At 63.1% G+C, this 16,250-nt stretch carries 15 protein-coding genes; 12 read left to right on the forward strand and 3 right to left on the reverse strand.

The window, feature by feature from the left end; translation table 11 throughout:
• Positions 1-44: 44 nt before the first annotated feature.
• From xth to erpA, 3 genes are read right to left on the reverse strand one after another with little or no spacing between them, the layout of a single operon-like run.
• Positions 45-839 carry an exodeoxyribonuclease III gene (gene xth, locus NMG70_RS16195; RefSeq protein WP_254025478.1) on the reverse strand — a complete coding sequence of 265 codons (795 nt, stop codon included), beginning with the start codon at positions 837-839 and terminating at the stop codon, positions 45-47.
• A 7-nt stretch (positions 840-846) separates the two neighbouring features.
• The gene (locus NMG70_RS16200; RefSeq protein WP_254025479.1) at positions 847-1,239 is read right to left on the reverse strand and encodes a VOC family protein; all 393 of its coding nucleotides are present in this window, start codon (positions 1,237-1,239) and stop codon (positions 847-849) included.
• A 3-nt stretch (positions 1,240-1,242) separates the two neighbouring features.
• Positions 1,243-1,590, reverse strand: coding sequence for an iron-sulfur cluster insertion protein ErpA (erpA, locus tag NMG70_RS16205; protein WP_254025480.1), 348 nt, complete (start codon positions 1,588-1,590; stop codon positions 1,243-1,245).
• Between the two features lie 93 nt (positions 1,591-1,683).
• Between erpA and NMG70_RS16210 the strand changes: the two genes are divergently transcribed.
• The 12 genes from NMG70_RS16210 (at position 1,684) to NMG70_RS16265 (ending at position 16,134) form a co-directional block, all read left to right on the forward strand.
• Positions 1,684-2,898: a deoxyguanosinetriphosphate triphosphohydrolase gene (locus NMG70_RS16210; RefSeq protein ID WP_254025481.1), complete on the forward strand. Its 1,215-nt coding sequence runs from the start codon at positions 1,684-1,686 to the stop codon at positions 2,896-2,898.
• Positions 2,899-2,964: 66 nt separating this feature from the next.
• On the forward strand, positions 2,965-4,722 hold the full coding sequence (gene argS, locus NMG70_RS16215) for an arginine--tRNA ligase (RefSeq protein WP_254025482.1): 1,758 nt from the start codon (positions 2,965-2,967) through the stop codon (positions 4,720-4,722).
• Between the two features lie 103 nt (positions 4,723-4,825).
• The gene (locus tag NMG70_RS16220) at positions 4,826-8,422 is read left to right on the forward strand and encodes an SPOR domain-containing protein (protein WP_254025483.1); all 3,597 of its coding nucleotides are present in this window, start codon (positions 4,826-4,828) and stop codon (positions 8,420-8,422) included.
• Positions 8,423-8,583: 161 nt separating this feature from the next.
• A complete protein-coding gene (nagZ, locus tag NMG70_RS16225) occupies positions 8,584-9,603 on the forward strand; it encodes a beta-N-acetylhexosaminidase (protein WP_254025484.1) in 1,020 nt (339 codons plus the stop codon).
• Between the two features lie 126 nt (positions 9,604-9,729).
• The gene (locus tag NMG70_RS16230; protein ID WP_254025531.1) at positions 9,730-10,530 is read left to right on the forward strand and encodes a segregation and condensation protein A; all 801 of its coding nucleotides are present in this window, start codon (positions 9,730-9,732) and stop codon (positions 10,528-10,530) included.
• On the forward strand, positions 10,527-11,306 hold the full coding sequence (scpB, locus tag NMG70_RS16235; RefSeq protein ID WP_254025485.1) for an SMC-Scp complex subunit ScpB: 780 nt from the start codon (positions 10,527-10,529) through the stop codon (positions 11,304-11,306). Before NMG70_RS16230 ends, scpB begins: the two co-directional genes overlap by 4 nt.
• Before the next feature lie 179 nt (positions 11,307-11,485).
• Positions 11,486-11,707: a twin-arginine translocase TatA/TatE family subunit gene (locus NMG70_RS16240; protein WP_254025486.1), complete on the forward strand. Its 222-nt coding sequence runs from the start codon at positions 11,486-11,488 to the stop codon at positions 11,705-11,707.
• 29 nt (positions 11,708-11,736) lie between these two features.
• Entirely contained in the window at positions 11,737-12,426 is a 690-nt protein-coding gene (gene tatB / locus NMG70_RS16245) for a Sec-independent protein translocase protein TatB (RefSeq protein ID WP_254025487.1), read from the forward strand.
• A gap of 44 nt (positions 12,427-12,470) precedes the next feature.
• Positions 12,471-13,280 (forward strand): twin-arginine translocase subunit TatC, encoded by an 810-nt coding sequence (tatC, locus tag NMG70_RS16250; protein WP_254016834.1) that lies wholly within the window; start codon positions 12,471-12,473, stop codon positions 13,278-13,280.
• A 130-nt stretch (positions 13,281-13,410) separates the two neighbouring features.
• Positions 13,411-14,736 carry a serine--tRNA ligase gene (gene serS, locus NMG70_RS16255; protein WP_254025488.1) on the forward strand — a complete coding sequence of 442 codons (1,326 nt, stop codon included), beginning with the start codon at positions 13,411-13,413 and terminating at the stop codon, positions 14,734-14,736.
• Positions 14,714-15,472 carry a 5'/3'-nucleotidase SurE gene (gene surE / locus NMG70_RS16260; RefSeq protein ID WP_254025489.1) on the forward strand — a complete coding sequence of 253 codons (759 nt, stop codon included), beginning with the start codon at positions 14,714-14,716 and terminating at the stop codon, positions 15,470-15,472. The genes serS and surE overlap by 23 nt, the downstream gene beginning before the upstream one ends.
• Positions 15,469-16,134, forward strand: coding sequence for a protein-L-isoaspartate(D-aspartate) O-methyltransferase (locus NMG70_RS16265; RefSeq protein WP_254025490.1), 666 nt, complete (start codon positions 15,469-15,471; stop codon positions 16,132-16,134). Before surE ends, NMG70_RS16265 begins: the two co-directional genes overlap by 4 nt.
• Positions 16,135-16,250: the final 116 nt, after the last annotated feature.

The following is a 16,250-nucleotide window of genomic DNA, read 5'->3' on the forward strand; positions in this document are numbered from 1 at the left end:
ACGGTCTATCAGCCGGGAGTCCGGCGGTTCGGGCCCCAAAATGATCAGATTGGCGCAAAAGCCAGTTCGACGGCCACCGGCACGTGATCAGAGGGTTTTTCCCAGGCGCGCACGTGCTTTTCGATCGAGGCCGAGGAAAAGCGATTGGCGGCCTCGGGCGAGAGCAGCAAGTGATCGATGCGGATGCCATTGTTCTTCTGCCAGGCGCCGGCCTGATAATCCCAGAACGTAAAGATGTCCGGCGAGTCGGTGACCGCGCGCACGGCTTCGGTGAAGCCGAGGTTCTTCAGCCGGCGGAACGCTTGCCTGGTCTGCGGCTGGAACAGCGCATCGCTGAGCCAGTTCTCCGGAAATTTCGCATCGATCGGTTCGGGGATGACATTGTAGTCGCCGGCCAACACCAGCGCCTCTTCGAGCGCGAGCCTTTCCTCGGCCCAGCGCTCCAGCCGCGCCATCCAGGACAGCTTGTAGGAGAACTTCTTCTCGTCATCGATCGGGTTGCCGTTCGGCAAATAGAGCGAGGCAACGCGCAATGCGCCCTTATCGGTCGAGAACACGCCCTCGATGAAACGCGCCTGATCGTCGGCATCGTCGCCCGGCAGGCCCCTGATAACCTCGTCGAAACGCAGCTTCGACAGGATGGCGACGCCGTTAAAACCCTTCTGCCCATAGATTTCGACGTTGTAGCCAAGCGCCTCGATCTCGGCCCGCGGAAACTGCTCGTCGACCGTCTTGATCTCCTGCAGGCAGGCGATATCGGGCGCGCTTTCCGTCAGCCAGTGGGTCAAATTGCCGATACGCGCCCGAACGCCATTGATGTTCCAGGTGACGATTTTCATGGCGGCCTCAGGGCTGTTCCGGCGGATGACGTTCGACAAGGCCGATCGTATTCCCTGCCGGGTCCTTTAGAAAGGCCATCCATTCGCTTTCCCCCGCCGGCCCGAACAGGCCCTCGGTATCGCGATAGACGAGCATCGGCGGCGCAGTGAAGGGAACACCGGCGGCTTTTGCCGAGGCGTGGAAATCGTCAAGGCCCGAAATATCGAGATAGACGGTGCCGGCCGGCAGGCCATCGGTGAACAGCAGCCGCACATCGCCGGCCATGATGAAGGCGATGCCAGGCGGATCGAAGCGCACGTGCACGGTCATGCCAAGCACGTCGTGCCAGAACGCCAGCGTTGCATCGAGATCGCGCCCGGCTGAAAGCGCGACCTGACGGACCGCGCTAATGGTAGGCATTCTCTAAATACTGAAGCTGGTGCCGCAGCCGCACGAGGCGACCGCATTCGGGTTCCTGATCTGGAACGACTGGCCCATCAGATCGTCGACGAAATCGATCACCGAGCCACCCATATAGACCAGCGAGAGGTCGTCGATCAGCACGGTGGCGCCGTCCTTCTCAATGGCGACGTCGTCATCGTTGCGGGTGTCAACCAGGTCGAACTTGTAGGAAAAGCCGGAACAGCCGCCGCCCTCGACCGAAACGCGCAGCGCCGTCTTGCCGGCTTCGCCAGATATAATCTTGGCGATCCGACTGGCGGCGGCGTCGGTCATCTCGACTTTCATAGCGGTCTTGGCATCAGCGCCCATGGGCGTCACCTTGCTTTCGGTTTCACATGATAGGTATGAAGCACGAGGGGGCAAGTCAACTGCGGCATTGGCTATGGAAAATTGGTTGGGGCGATGACAAATGAGTTGGGCGACATCGGATTCGGCTATCGGCCGCGCGCCGCCTATGCCTGCGATCCGGCAAAGTCGCGCGGGCGGCTGTTCGACGAGGTGGAGAGCCCGACCCGAACGCCGTTCCAGCGCGACCGCGACCGCATCATTCATTCGACGGCGTTCCGCCGGCTGAAGCACAAGACGCAGGTGTTCGTCGCGCATGAGAGCGACCACTACCGTACCCGGCTGACGCATTCGATCGAGGTGGCGCAGATCGCGCGCGCCCTGGCGCGGGCGCTGTGCGGCGACGAGGACCTAGCCGAGGCGGTGGCTCTGGTGCACGATTTCGGTCACACGCCCTTCGGCCATACCGGCGAGGACGCGCTGAACGAGAAGATGGCGGCCTGGGGCGGCTTCGACCACAATGCACAGTCGCTGCGCGTGGTGACGCGGCTGGAGAGCCGCTATGCTGAATTCGACGGGCTGAACCTCACCTGGGAGACGCTGGAGGGGCTGGTCAAGCACAACGGGCCGCTGACCGACGCCAGCGGAAACGGGCTGAAGGGGCCGGTGCCGCAAGCGATCCGCGACTATTCGGAGCTGCACGATCTCGAACTCGACCGCTTCGCCGGCATCGAGGCGCAGTGCGCGGCGATCGCCGACGACATCGCTTACAACACCCATGATATCGACGACGGCCTGAGGTCGGGCCTTCTGAAGCTGGACATGCTGGAAAAGGTTTCTCTGCCCGGCTCGATCCTCGACGGCGTGCGTCAGCGCTATCCGGCGCTGGATGATGTGAGGACAGGGCACGAACTGATGCGCCGGCAGATCACGATGATGGTCGAGGACGTCATCGTTTCGACCAACGCGAACCTGGCCCGCATCAAGCCGGACAGCGCCGACGCGGTGAGGGCGGCAGGCGAGACGATGGTCACCTTTTCAGCCGAAATGGCTGCTTTCGAAAAGGAATTGAAGGCCTTTCTCTACAAGCATCTCTATCGGCACAGCGAAGTCATGCGCGTGCGCAACGAGGCCGAGCAGATCGTCAACGACCTGTTCGAGGCCTATCTCGCCGATCCACGCGCCATGCCCGACGGCTGGCGCGAAGGGCTCGACCGGGCTGACGATCGCATCAAGGCGCGCAGCGTCGCCGATTTCCTGGCGGGCATGACGGATACCTACGCTTTGAAGGAACACCGCCGTTTGTTTGACCATACGCCTGAATTAAGCTAGGCGGGGCTCGATTTTCCGGCCAATAAGCCGGATACCCGCAAAGCCGCCAGCGCCAGAGCCACGCCAATGAACATCTTCGCCGATTTCAACGCGCGAATTATAAAAGCCGTCGAAGCGCTTGAGTTGAAAGACAAGGACGGCGGTTTGCTGGACCTGTCGCGCATCGCCGTCGAGCCGCCGCGCGACGCCGGCCATGGCGACCTGGCGACCAATGCGGCAATGGTGCTGGCCAAGCCGACCGGCCAGTCCCCACGCGCACTGGCTGAAAGGCTGGCGCAAGCGATGCGCGCCGACACCGACATCGCCGCTGCAGACGTTGCCGGTCCGGGCTTCGTCAATCTCAGGCTCAAGGACGCGTTCTGGCAGGTGCACCTGACTGCGCTGCTCGGCGAAGGCCGCAATTACGGCCGCTCGACCGTAGGCGGCGGCAAGAAGGCCAATGTCGAATACGTCTCGGCCAACCCTACCGGACCGATGCATGTCGGCCATTGCCGCGGCGCCGTGGTGGGTGATGCGCTCGCCAATCTGATGGCTTTCGCCGGTTACGACGTGACCAAGGAATATGTCATCAACGACGCCGGTTCGCAAATCGACGTGCTCGGCCGCTCCGCCATACTGCGTTACCGCGAGGCGCTGGGCGACGATATCGGCGAGATTCCTGCCGGGCTCTATCCAGGCGACTATCTCGTACCGGTCGGTCAGGCTCTGGCCAGCGAATTTGGCCGTTCCTTGCTGCAGATGCCGGACGAAGAAGCGCTTGCCATTGCCAAGGACAGGACGATCGACGCGATGATGGCGATGATCCGTGAGGATCTGGCGCTGCTCAACGTGCATCACGACGTCTTTTTCTCGGAGCGCACCCTGCACGCCGACAACGCCCGGAAAATCCGCTCGGCGATCAACGACCTGACGCTCAAGGGCCATATTTACAAGGGCAAGCTGCCGCCGCCCAAGGGCGAGAAGCCGGCCGATTGGGAGGATCGCGAGCAGACGCTGTTCCGCTCGACAGCGGTCGGCGACGACATGGACCGGGCGCTGGTCAAGTCGGACGGCACCTTCACCTATTTCGCCGCGGACGTCGCCTATCTGAAGGACAAGGTCGATCGCGGTTTCGTCGAGCTGATCTATGTGCTTGGCGCCGATCATGGCGGTTATGTGAAGCGCCTGGAAGCGCTCGCCCGGGCGATTTCCGGCGACGAGGTCAAGCTTACCGTGCTGCTTTGCCAGTTGGTAAAACTTTTTCGCGAGGGCGAACCGGTGCGCATGTCGAAGCGGTCGGGCGATTTCGTAACGCTGCGCGAAGTGGTGGAGGAGGTCGGTCGCGACCCGATCCGCTTCATGATGCTCTACCGCAAGAACGATGCGCCGCTCGATTTCGACTTCGCCAAGGTGACCGAGCAGTCGAAGGACAATCCAGTGTTCTACGTGCAGTATGCTTCGGCGCGCTGCCATTCGGTGTTCCGGCAAGCGAGCGAACAGTTGGGCGAGGCCAATTTCGACCGCAATCGGCTGGCCGCCGCCACCGCTTCGCTGACCGACGAAGGCGAGATAGGCCTTATCAGGAAGCTTGCGGAATATCCGCGGCTGATCGAATCCGCGGCACTTGCGCTCGAGCCACACCGGCTGGCATTCTACCTCTACGATCTCGCCTCCAGCTTCCACGGACATTGGAACCGCGGCACCGAGAATCCCGACTTACGATTTGTTAAGGTTAACGACCGACAATTGACGCATGCCAGACTAGGGCTGGTGCAGGCTGTTTCGGACGTTTTGACGTCCGGCCTGACGCTGATCGGAGCCGATGCGCCCACCGAAATGCGTTAGGTTTGACTAAAAAACCTGTCACCTTTTGCCCACATTGCGCTGGTAAGGGCCAACCCTGCGCGACGTCCACGGCGTCCGAATGAGTGCGAGTTCGGGAACAATAATGGCAGACAGAACCCAGCTGAGAGCAGCCGCCCAAAACGATATCGCCAACGATGATCCGTTCGCGGAACTGACCAGGATCATGGGGTTCGACCCGCGCCAGCCGGTCAAGCCGCAGGCCCAGCCAAAGGCGGCTGCAGCAAGTCAGCCGGCGGACGAGGGCGACTTCGACATCGACCTCGAGAAGGAGTTGATGGGCGAATTCGGCGCCGACGACAATGGCGGCGCAACCGAGCTTCGCGAGCCGGCTTTCGACGCGCCTGCCACTGAGCCAATGGACAACGGGCTTGGGGACGACGAGCTTGTCGCGTCGCTCGAGCAGGATCTCCTGCTCGACGACGATGTGGCAGACGAAACCGCCGATGCCGTTGCTGCCGACGATGTGCGCCCTGGCGTTGCCGGAGCATCCACGCCGGCTGTTGAAGCTGCTTTCGACGACGATCTCGACGATGCGCTCGCCAGTTCGCTCGAAGACGTGTCGCCATTCGAAGACGATTTACCGGTGAGCGACGAGCTTGCCGCGTCGCTCGAACAGGATTTCCGGCTGGACGACGATACGGCGGACGAGGCCGAACAGACTTCCGCCGCGTCGGCCGCCGAACCCGCGTTCGACGATGAATTCGACAACGCCGTCGCAAGCTCGCTCGAAGACGAGCTGATGCTCGATGAGCCCGTGCCGGTGGAACAGTCTGCCGAAGCCGCCGACGTTCCCGCGGCCGCCGAACCCGCCTTCGACGATGAATTCGACAACGCCGTCGCAAGCTCGCTCGAAGACGATCTGATGCTCGACGAGCATGAGCCGGTGGAGACTGCTGTTGAAGCTCCTGCTGCGCCTATTCGGGCCGTTTCGTATGAGTCCGATGAGGACTTTGCCGACCACGACACGATGGCCGACGTCGCCATGGATGACGTCGACATGGATTTCGACATCCGCACGGCTGAACCGGTCGAAATCGACGAGCCAGAAATTGACGAACCGGAGGCTATCGCCGCCAAGGACCAGCCTTCCGCCGCGACCCCGGAAGATGCGTTCGACGACGATTTTGAATTGAGCTTCGACGACGCGCTTGCCGAGGAAGCCGAGGAGCCGGCTACGCAGCCTCCCGGCGTTGCAGCCCAACCGACGGCACCAGCTGCCGTGGCCCAGCCGGTAGCCCCCGTCGCTGAGGAGCGGAGCCTCGAAGACGAATTGAACGCGCTGTTGGGCACCATGAGGACACGGACTGCCCACGCGGCAGCGTCCGTGGCCAATGAACCCGCCATGGTTCAGCAACCTGTAGCCGTGGCTGGAAAAGCCGCCGACAAACCATTGGATCCCACCGACGAACTGGTCTGGAGCCTTGACGAGCAGGACCTATCGGAGCAGCCGAATGATGACGCGGTTCAGGCCGCCGACGCCGATCTCGACACCGTTCTCCTCGACGGGCTCGACGGCCAGGATTTCGGCGCTGAAGATGCTGCCGGACCGGCTGATATCGATTTCGACGACGATGCATTGCACGCCGCATTCGCCAAGGACATCGGTCTGGATCATGGCGATGACGTTGCGGCCGCCGCTCCACAGCAGGATCCGAATGATTCGCTCAGCTGGATGGCGGCACCCTCCGCCACGCCTGCGCCGGCCCGTTCGTGGAGCCGCGTAACGCCGGTCGCACAGGCGCAGCCTGCCTTTGCGGCCCAGCCGACGGCTTCGGCGACCACAGAAGCAACGACACCGCCAATGGCTGCGGCACCGTCCTATCAGGATGAACCGGCCGAAGGCGATGCCGCAAATGCGGCACCTGCGCCAGCGCAAAGCGAACAGCCTTCTGCATATGACGAGATGCCCGATGTCGAGACGGTCGATGTGCCCGAGCGCGTCGTAGCGCTGGCCGACGACCTCGATATTCCGGAACTCGACTTCAATGAAGACGAACCGCCGGCGCCTGCCTATGACGACCTCGATACCGAGTTCGCCAGCCTTCTCACGGAAATGAGTGCCGTGGACGTCGCTGCCGCCCCGGCGCGCAGCGCGGCGTATGACGACGAATCCTACAATGCCGGATTCAAGCCGGGGGCCGGATTCAAGCCGGGGGCCGGATTCGAGCCGAGGGCCGGACTCCAGCTGGGGGCCGGTTCCCAGTCAGGGGCCCGTTTCCAGTCAGCGGCCGGGTTCCAGTCAGGCTATGAGCCCGACCGCGTTGAAACGCGGACCTATGCGGCGAGACCCGCAGAAGCGCCCGTCAGTGCGTCTTATGCCGATGCCGCCAACGGCTTCGATCTGGGCGACTTGCCCAGCGGCCGGCCGGTTTCGCAAGCGCAAGCCAACGACTTTGGCCTGGACGAACTCGACTACGACCCCGAACTGGATGAGGCCATGTCGGTTCCAGGCCTGTCCGTGCAGGAGCCCGCGAGGCACCGGAGCCGCGGCCTGCTGGTCGCCGCAGTCGTCGGCGCCGTGGCGCTCGCCGGCGGTCTCGGCGCCTTCGCGCTGTCTTTCGGCGGCAACGGCGGCACCGATGCGCCGGTCATCGTCAAGGCGGACAACGCACCGATCAAGGTCAGGCCGGAAAACCCGGGTGGCAGCGTCGTGCCGAACCAGGACAACAAGGTTTACGACGCCGTGGCCAAGGGCGGCGCGAGGCCTGCCGAACCGGTCCAGGAAAAACTGGTCACCAACACCGAAGAGCCGGTGGACGTGGCGGCCAAAGAACCGCCGCAGAGCCGTGTGGTCGATCTTTCGCCCGACGACATCGACACGGCTGAAGCCGCCGATGCGGCCGGCGGCACGCAAGCGGCCGGCGGCAGGCAAGCGGCCGGGAATGCCGACGTCGCCGCCGCGCCGGCACCCAAGTCCGAGGATCGTATCGCCCAGGTTCTGCAAGAGGCCGAGCAGGGCATCGAGCCGGATGTCGTCGCCGTTGCGCCACGCAAGGTGAGAACCATGGTGGTCAAGCCGGATGGTTCACTGGTTGCGCGCGAGGATCCGGCGCCTGCGGCATCGCAGGTGGCTGCCGTCGAGCCTGTCGATCCGGCGCCGCAGCTTGTGGGCCCGGCGGGTCAGGCCGGCGACGCGGCGCAGACCGGTACCGTACCGTCTGTTGCCGACCAGGCAAGTGGCGACCTGTTGGGCGCCGACCCAGTGGCCGGCGACCGGCCCGAAACCGCCGCGCCGGAAGCCGCCAGGCCGGAAGCATTCAATCTGGCGGCCGCGCCCACGGCTGAGGCTGAAGCCCAAACCACCCAGCCTGCCAACACGCCGGCCACGGTTCCGGTGGCGCCGCAGCGTCCGTCCGACCAGCCGGTCGACGTCGTCGGTGAGGTCAAGCCCGACCAGGTTGCGTCGATCAGTCCGGCGGCGGCCTCGACCGGCGGTGGCTCGTGGTCGATGCAGATCGCCTCGCAGCCGACCGTCGAAAGCGCCCAGTCGACCTATCAGGATCTGCAGCGTCGCTATGGCAGCGTGCTCTCCGGCCACACGGCCAACATCGTCAAAGCCGAGATCGCCGGCAAGGGAACGTTCTATCGCGTCCGGGTCCCGGCGAAGTCGCGTAACGATGCGATCAACCTGTGCACCAACTACAAGGCGGCCGGCGGCAACTGTTTCGTGTCGCGGTAACCATTCTCAAATCTCCCGCCCTTGGGCCGAATGAACCGGCGCGGTCACAACCGCGCCGGTTTTCTATCTGGAAGGAGTTCTTTGTGTGGAAGGGATTCCGGCTCAAGCGATGTGGCTCGATGCGATTCCCTTTGTCTGCGTGAAGCTCTAAACTCCCGCCCATGACCGAATCAAAATCCATGATCCTTGGCTGCGCCGGGAAATCGCTCACACGCGACGAAATCAATTTCTATCGCAGCGAATGCCCGTGGGGATTCATCCTGTTTGCGCGCAACATCGGCGAGGCCGAGCAGATCCGCGATCTGGTTGCCGCGATGCGCGATTGTGTCGAGCGCCCGGACGCCCCGGTGTTCATCGACCAGGAAGGCGGCCGTGTGCAGCGCCTGCGGCCGCCGTTGGCACCGAATTATCCGGCCGGTGGCGCGCTCGGCGCCTTGTGGCGCAACGACCACGACGCCGGCAACCGCGCAGCATGGCTGATGGCGCGGCTGCATGCCTTCGACCTGCTGCGCTACGGCATCACGGCTGATTGCCTGCCAGTGCTCGACGTGCCAATCGAGGGCGCCAACGACGTCATCGGCGCGCGCGCCTATGGCAAGGAGCCTCGCGCTGTCATCGAACTGGGCCGCGCCGCGGCGGAGGGCCTGATGTCGGGAGGCGTGCTGCCGGTGATGAAGCATATTCCCGGACATGGACGGGCCTTTGCCGACACGCATTTCGAACTGCCGACCGTCGATGCCTCGATGAGCGACTTGCAGCGGCACGATTTCGCCCCGTTCAGGGAGCTCAATCATTTGCCGATGGCGATGACGGCGCATGTCGTCTACAGCGCGATCGACCCGAAGAACCCGGCCACGACCTCCGGCAAGGTCATCGACGAGATCATCCGCGGCGAAATCGGTTTCGACGGGCTGCTGATGAGCGACGACACCTCGATGAAGGCACTTTCTGGGGATTTCCCGACAAAGGCGGCGGCGATCCTTGCGGCGGGCTGCGATCTGGTCCTTCACTGCAACGGCGTTTTCGAGGAGATGGTCGGCATTGCGTCGCGCACAACCGGGCTTGAAGGCACGTCGCTGCAACGCGCGCAACGGGCACTGACCTATATAAAGAACCGCGATCGGGCTGATGAAGCCGAGATACGCGCCGAATTCGCCGCCTATTTCGATGCGGTGGCCTAGACCATGATCCCGAAAAGTGAGAGCCGGTTTTTCCGAACAGATCACGGTCAAACAAGAAGATAGAAGCAAAGGACGCGACAGCAAGTGGCGGAAACGTTGGAAAGTAAGGCCGGCAAGGCCGCACCGATGGACCGTCTTTGGGCCGAGAACGACGATTCGCGGCTGACCGGCGATCCCGCGCTGGTCGTCGATGTCGACGGTTTCGAGGGCCCGCTCGATCTTCTGCTGCATCTTGCCCGCAATCAGAAGGTCGATCTGTCGCGCATCTCGATCCTGGCGCTGGCCGAGCAATATCTGGCCTTTGTCGAGAAGGTGAGGGCGCTCAGGCTGGAGCTTGCCGCCGACTATCTGGTGATGGCGGCGTGGCTGGCGTTTCTCAAGTCGAAGCTTTTGATCCCCAAACAACCCGGCGACGACGGTGAAAGCGGCGAGGAACTGGCGGCGGTGCTGCAATTCCGGTTGAAGCGGCTAGAAGCGATGCGCGACGCTGCGGCACGCCTGGTCAACCGCAACCGGCTCGGACGCGACGTGTTCGCCCGCGGCATGCCGGAAATGGTCATCGTCGAGAAACGCAACGCTTATTCGGCCTCGCTCTACGATCTGCTGACCGCCTATGCGGCGCAACGCCAGAAGCAGGCGATCACCAATGTGACGATCGCCAGGCGCGGTGTGTGGTCGCTCAAGGATGCGCGCGACATCCTGAACAGGCTGATCGGCACGCTTGCCGACTGGACGGCGCTGGACAGTTTCCTGGTCGAATATCTGACCGACCCGGACGAGCGGCGTACCGCGATTGCCAGTTCGTTTGCGGCGACGCTGGAACTGGTGCGCGAAGGCAAAGTGGAAATGCGGCAGGACGAGGTGTTCGCGCCGCTCTATCTGCGCGGCCGTGCGCAAGGCATCAGGGCAGTTGAGGTGGCATCATGAGCGAGCGCGCCAACGCTTCGGTCATTCCTTTCAAGGTCGACGACGAGACCGAAGACGGCGTGCTCGCCGAGGTGCCGGCAGAAAGTCAGGCCCAGAACCTGTCCCAGAATCCTGGCGAGCGGCTGCATATGGCGGAAGCCGTGCGCATGGCCGAGGCGATCGTTTTCGCCAGCGCCGAGCCGGTCAGCGAAAAGCAGCTTGCCGCGCGCCTGCCCGACGGCATCAATATTGCCGCGGCGATGGCTGAACTGCAGCAGATTTATGCGCGGCGTGGCGTCAATCTGGTGCGCGTTGGCGATGCCTGGGCGTTCCGCACCGCCGGCGATCTCGCTTTCCTGATGAGCCGCGACACGGTGCAGCAGAAGAAGCTATCCCGTGCGGCGCTCGAGGTGCTGGCGATCATCGCCTACCACCAGCCCGTGACGCGCGCCGAGATCGAGGATATCAGAGGCGTCGAGACCTCGAAGGGCACGCTGGACACGTTGATGGAGACCGAATGGGTGAAGATGCGCGGCCGGCGCCGCACGCCCGGCCGTCCCGTCACCTACGGCACCACCGACATCTTCCTTGACCATTTTGCGTTGGAGGAGATCCGCGATCTCCCCGGCATAGAGGAATTGAAGGGTGCTGGGCTGCTTTCGGGCCGCATGCCGTCGAATTTTTCCATTCCGCTGCCGCCGGCCGACCCGGATGCGCTGACCGACGACGAGGATCCGCTGACCGACATCGACCTTGAGGAACTCGGCCTGTTGACGCCGCGCGTCGAGGAAGATTGACCGCGAACGACGTGCCGAAAGCGATTGGTATTCAGCGGCTGCGCCGATTGGTAGCGGGCCGGGGCGCCGAAAGTGCGTGACTTCGGCCACTCATTTATAAACTCTGTTGCGGTTGTGTTTGAATCCCGGCGCGAAAGCGCATAGATCATCGTCAGAGAAAACTTTCGAGAGAGATTGTGATGGGTTCATTTTCGATTTGGCATTGGCTGATCGTGCTGGTGATCGTGCTGCTGGTGTTCGGTCGCGGCAAAATTCCCGAGCTGATGGGTGACATGGCCAAGGGTATCAAGAGCTTCAAGAAGGGCATAGCCGACGACGAGGTTGCCGAGGAAAAGCGCACCGTCGAGCACCGTGCCGACGAAACCGTTTCGGCAGCGAAGGAAAAGGCCAGCAAGAGCTGAGCCCAAAACTTTAGTCGGAACGTATCGCCATGTTCGACATCGGCTGGACCGAAATGCTGGTGATCGCGATCGTCATGATCGTGGTCGTCGGGCCCAAGGATTTGCCCAAGATGCTGCGCACTTTCGGCCGCACGACGGCGAAGATGCGCGGCATGGCAGCCGACTTCCAGAAACAGTTCAACGATGCGCTGAAGGAGGCCGAGCTTGACGACGTCAAGAAGTCGGTCGATTCACTCAGAAGCCTCAACCCGGCCGCCGAGATCAGGAAACAGCTCAACCCGTTCGAGCAGGCGGCGGCCGACGTCCGTTCAGGCGTCGACGCGGTGATGAAGCCGAAGCCGGCCGCAGACCCGGTCGCGCCGGCTGCTTCGAGCCCGCAGGATACCGAGCCGAAGAATGGCGCGACGGTGCTGCCGGGCGTCGATGCCCCGGAAGCGGCGCCGGCAGCGCCGACCTTTCCGGCGATGACCGATGGTTCGGTGACACCGCCTGTCGCGACGGCGACGCCGGCTGCATCGCAAAAGGCCTCGGCGGCGAAGACGAAGGGTGCGCCAGCGAAAACGATGCCGGCCTCCAAGGCCGCAGCGAAACCAGCGGCAGCGGCGGCAAAACCTGCTGTGACAAAGACCGCCGCTAAAAAAGCCGAGCCGAAGCCTGCACCGGCAGCGGTGAAGAAGCCGGCTGCAGCCGCCAAAAAGACGGCGGGAGCCGCCAAGTGAGCATTTCGGAAAAGGACGAGATCGATAAATCGGCGGCTCCGCTGATGGAGCATCTGATCGAGTTGCGCCGGCGGCTGATGTGGTCGATCGGCGGGTTCTTCATCGCCTTCCTGTTCTGCTTCTTCTTCGCCAAGCAACTGTTCAACCTGCTGGTCATCCCGTTCAAATGGGCGACCCAATGGGCAGGGCTCGACCCGCACAAGGTCGAGCTGATTTACACGGCGCCGCAGGAATTCTTCTTCACCCAGGTCAAGCTGGCGATGTTCGGCGGCATGGTGATCGCCTTTCCGCTGATCGCCACCCAGATCTACAAATTCATCGCGCCCGGCCTCTACAAGAATGAACGCAACGCTTTCCTGCCGTTCCTGATCGCTTCGCCGATCCTGTTCCTGATGGGCGCGTCGCTGGTCTATTTCTTCTTCACGCCGATGGTGATGTGGTTCTTCCTCGCCATGCAGCAGGCCGGCACCGACGACCAGGTGCAGATTTCCCTGCTGCCGAAAGTGTCGGAATATCTCAGCCTGATCATGACGCTGATCTTCTCCTTCGGGCTGGTGTTCCAGTTGCCGGTGGTGACGAGCCTGATGACGCGGGTGGGCATGCTGTCGTCCGAGGCGCTGGTCGAAAAACGCAAATGGGCAATCGTTATCGCCTTCGTCGTCGCGGCTATTCTGACACCGCCCGACCCGATAAGCCAGATCGGCCTGGCCGTTCCCACCATCCTTCTCTACGAGGTCTCGATCTGGTCGGCCCGGCTGATCGAGCGCAGCAAGGAACGGGAACGTCTGGCGCGCGAGAAGCGGGAGGCTGCGGAAGCGGCGGCCGAAAAGGCCGCGGACGCGTCCTCGACGTAGGCTGCCTGAGACCTTTATCTTCAGGTTTGCGGGACAGAGGGGGGCGCGAAGGAACTCGACCTTCACATCTTGCATCGGTCAAGGATGCGGTTTACGCCCCCCCTCTATCCTACTTGAGGACGAACCGACCATGCTTGACATCAAATGGATTCGCGACAATCCGAAGGCCCTTGTCGAGGCGCTCCAGAAGCGCTCGTGGCCGGCTGCGGAGGCGCAGTCCGCGGTCGATGATCTGATCGCCAGGGACGAGGCGCGGCGCGAACATCTGACCGAGCTGCAGACCAGGCAGGAGCGCCGCAACGCCGCCTCGAGAGAAATCGGCAACGCCATGCGCTCGGGCGACGCCGCCCTTGCCGAAAAACTGAAAGCCGAGGTCGGCGAGATCAAGGCCTTCATCCAGAATGGCGAGGCGCGCGAACGCGAGCTCGACAAGGCGCTGAACGACGCATTGGCGGTGCTGCCCAACGTGCCGCTCGACGACGTCCCGGTCGGCAAGGACGAGCACGACAACGTCGTCAAGCGCACCGTCGGCGAGGTGCCGGCCCGCCCGAACTGGGTGATGGAGCATTTCGAGATCGGCGAAGCGCTCGGCATGATGGATTTTGAGCGGGCGGCGAAACTGTCCGGTTCGCGGTTCACGGTGCTGAAGAGCGGACTGGCACGGATGGAGCGCGCGCTCGGCCAGTTCATGCTGGATCTGCATACGACCGAGCATGGCTACGAGGAGATCCAGCCACCGCTGATGGTGCGCGACGAAGTTCTTTTCGGCACCGGGCAACTGCCGAAGTTCGAGGAGGATCTCTTCTTCGCTCCGCATGGAGACGGCAGGCTCGGCCTCATTCCCACCGCCGAAGTGCCGCTGACCAATCTCGTGCGCGAAGACATCACGCCGCATGAAAAACTGCCGCTGCGCTATACCGCGCTGACGCCGTGCTTCCGTTCGGAAGCAGGCTCGGCCGGGCGCGACACGCGCGGCATGCTGCGTCAGCACCAGTTCTACAAGGTCGAGCTGGTGTCGATCACCGACCAGGACTCCTCGCTTGCCGAGCACGAGCGGATGACCGAATGCGCCGAGGAGGTGCTGAAGCGTCTCGGCCTGCCGTTCCGCACCATGACGCTGTGCACCGGCGACATGGGCTTTGGCGCGCGCAAGACCTATGACATCGAGGTCTGGCTGCCGGGCCAGAACGCCTATCGCGAGATTTCGTCCTGCTCGGTCTGTGGCGATTTCCAGGCGCGGCGCATGGATGCCCGCTACAAGGACAAGGACGGCAAGGGCAACCGCTTCGTCCACACGCTGAACGGTTCCGGCACCGCCGTCGGCCGCGCCCTTATTGCTGTCATCGAAAACTACCAGAATGAGGATGGCAGCGTAACCATTCCTGAAGCGCTTCGGCCTTACATGGGCGGTCTAGAAAAGATCGAATCGAAATATGCGCATCCTCCTGACCAATGATGACGGCATCCATGCCGAGGGTCTTGCATCGCTCGAACGCATCGCCCGCACGCTGTCGGACGATGTCTGGGTGGTGGCGCCGGAGCAGGATCAGTCCGGCTATGCGCATTCGCTGTCTATCTCGGAGCCGCTGCGCCTGAGAAAAATCGGCGAAAAGCACTTTGCCGTGCGCGGCACGCCGACCGACTGCGTCATCATGGGCGTGAAAAAAATCCTGCCCGCAGCACCAGACCTGATCCTGTCCGGGGTCAATTCCGGCGCCAACATCGCCGACGACGTTACCTATTCGGGCACCGTTGCCGGCGCCATGGAAGGCGCGCTGCTCGGCGTGCGCTCGATCGCGCTCAGCCAGGCTTATTCCTATCTCGGCGAGGATCGCGTCGTTCCTTACGAGACCACCGAGGCGCTGGCGCCGGCGCTGCTCAAAAAGCTGGTGGCCATGCTGCTGCCGGATGGCGTGCTGCTCAACGTCAATTTTCCCAATTGCCTTCCCGAAGAGATCGCCGGCACGGTCGTCACCTCGCAAGGCAAGCTCGTCCATAGCCTGTGGGTCGACGAGCGCCGCGACGGCCGCGGGCTTCCCTACTATTGGCTGCGCTTCGGCCGAGAGCCGGTCGAGGGCAAGCAAGGCACTGATCTCTATGCCATGCGCAATCGGCTGGTGTCGGTGACGCCGCTGCAGCTCGATCTCACAGCGCATGAAATTCGCGATCAACTGACCAAGGCGCTTGCATGAACCTGAACCATGGTCCGACGGTCGATGACCGCGAAGGCTTCGCCGCTTTTCTGCTCCGCCTGCGTGGCAAGGGCGTGGTGCCGAAGGCGCTGATCGCCGCCTTCGAGGCGACGCCGCGGCGCGGCTTGCTTTCCGCACAGTTCCATCCGATCGCCTGGTCGGATCGCATGCTGCCGATCGAATGCGGCGAGGCGATCGAGGGCGCCGATCTGCAAGCCGCGGTGATCGCAGCACTTGCCATCGAGCCGGGCAACCGGGTGCTCGAGATCGGCACCGGGTCGGGCTACACGGCGGCGGTGATGTCGCGGCTCGCAGCGCGGGTCGTCACAATCGACCGCTACAAAACGCTGGTCGAGCAGGCCAAACAGCGCTTCGAGGCGCTCGGCATCGGCAATGTCATCGTGCGCCAGGCGGACGGCTCCAACGGACTGGCCAGTGAAGCGCCGTTCGACCGTATCGTCGCGTGGGCGGCCTTCGACAGCCTGCCGCGCTTCCTGCTCGATCAATTGTCGAGCGGCGGCATCGTTATCGCCCCGATCGGACCCGAGGAGGGCGAGCAGGTACTGGCCAAATTGACCAAGGTCGGCAGCCGCTTCGAACGCGAGGACATCGGTCTCGTACGCCTGCAGCCGATCCTGCGCAGCGTAGCCGCCGTCATCTAGGATCTGTCGATATTCAGGTGATGCCCGCAACTCACCTGTCTGGTCCGTCTCCGGCTTACCCGAGCTGAATCACTCCCGTCCGATGCAACTTTAAATATTTTAAGAAAATTTGCATC

Source organism: Mesorhizobium ventifaucium (assembly GCF_935822925.1).
Lineage (GTDB): Bacteria > Pseudomonadota > Alphaproteobacteria > Rhizobiales > Rhizobiaceae > Mesorhizobium > Mesorhizobium ventifaucium.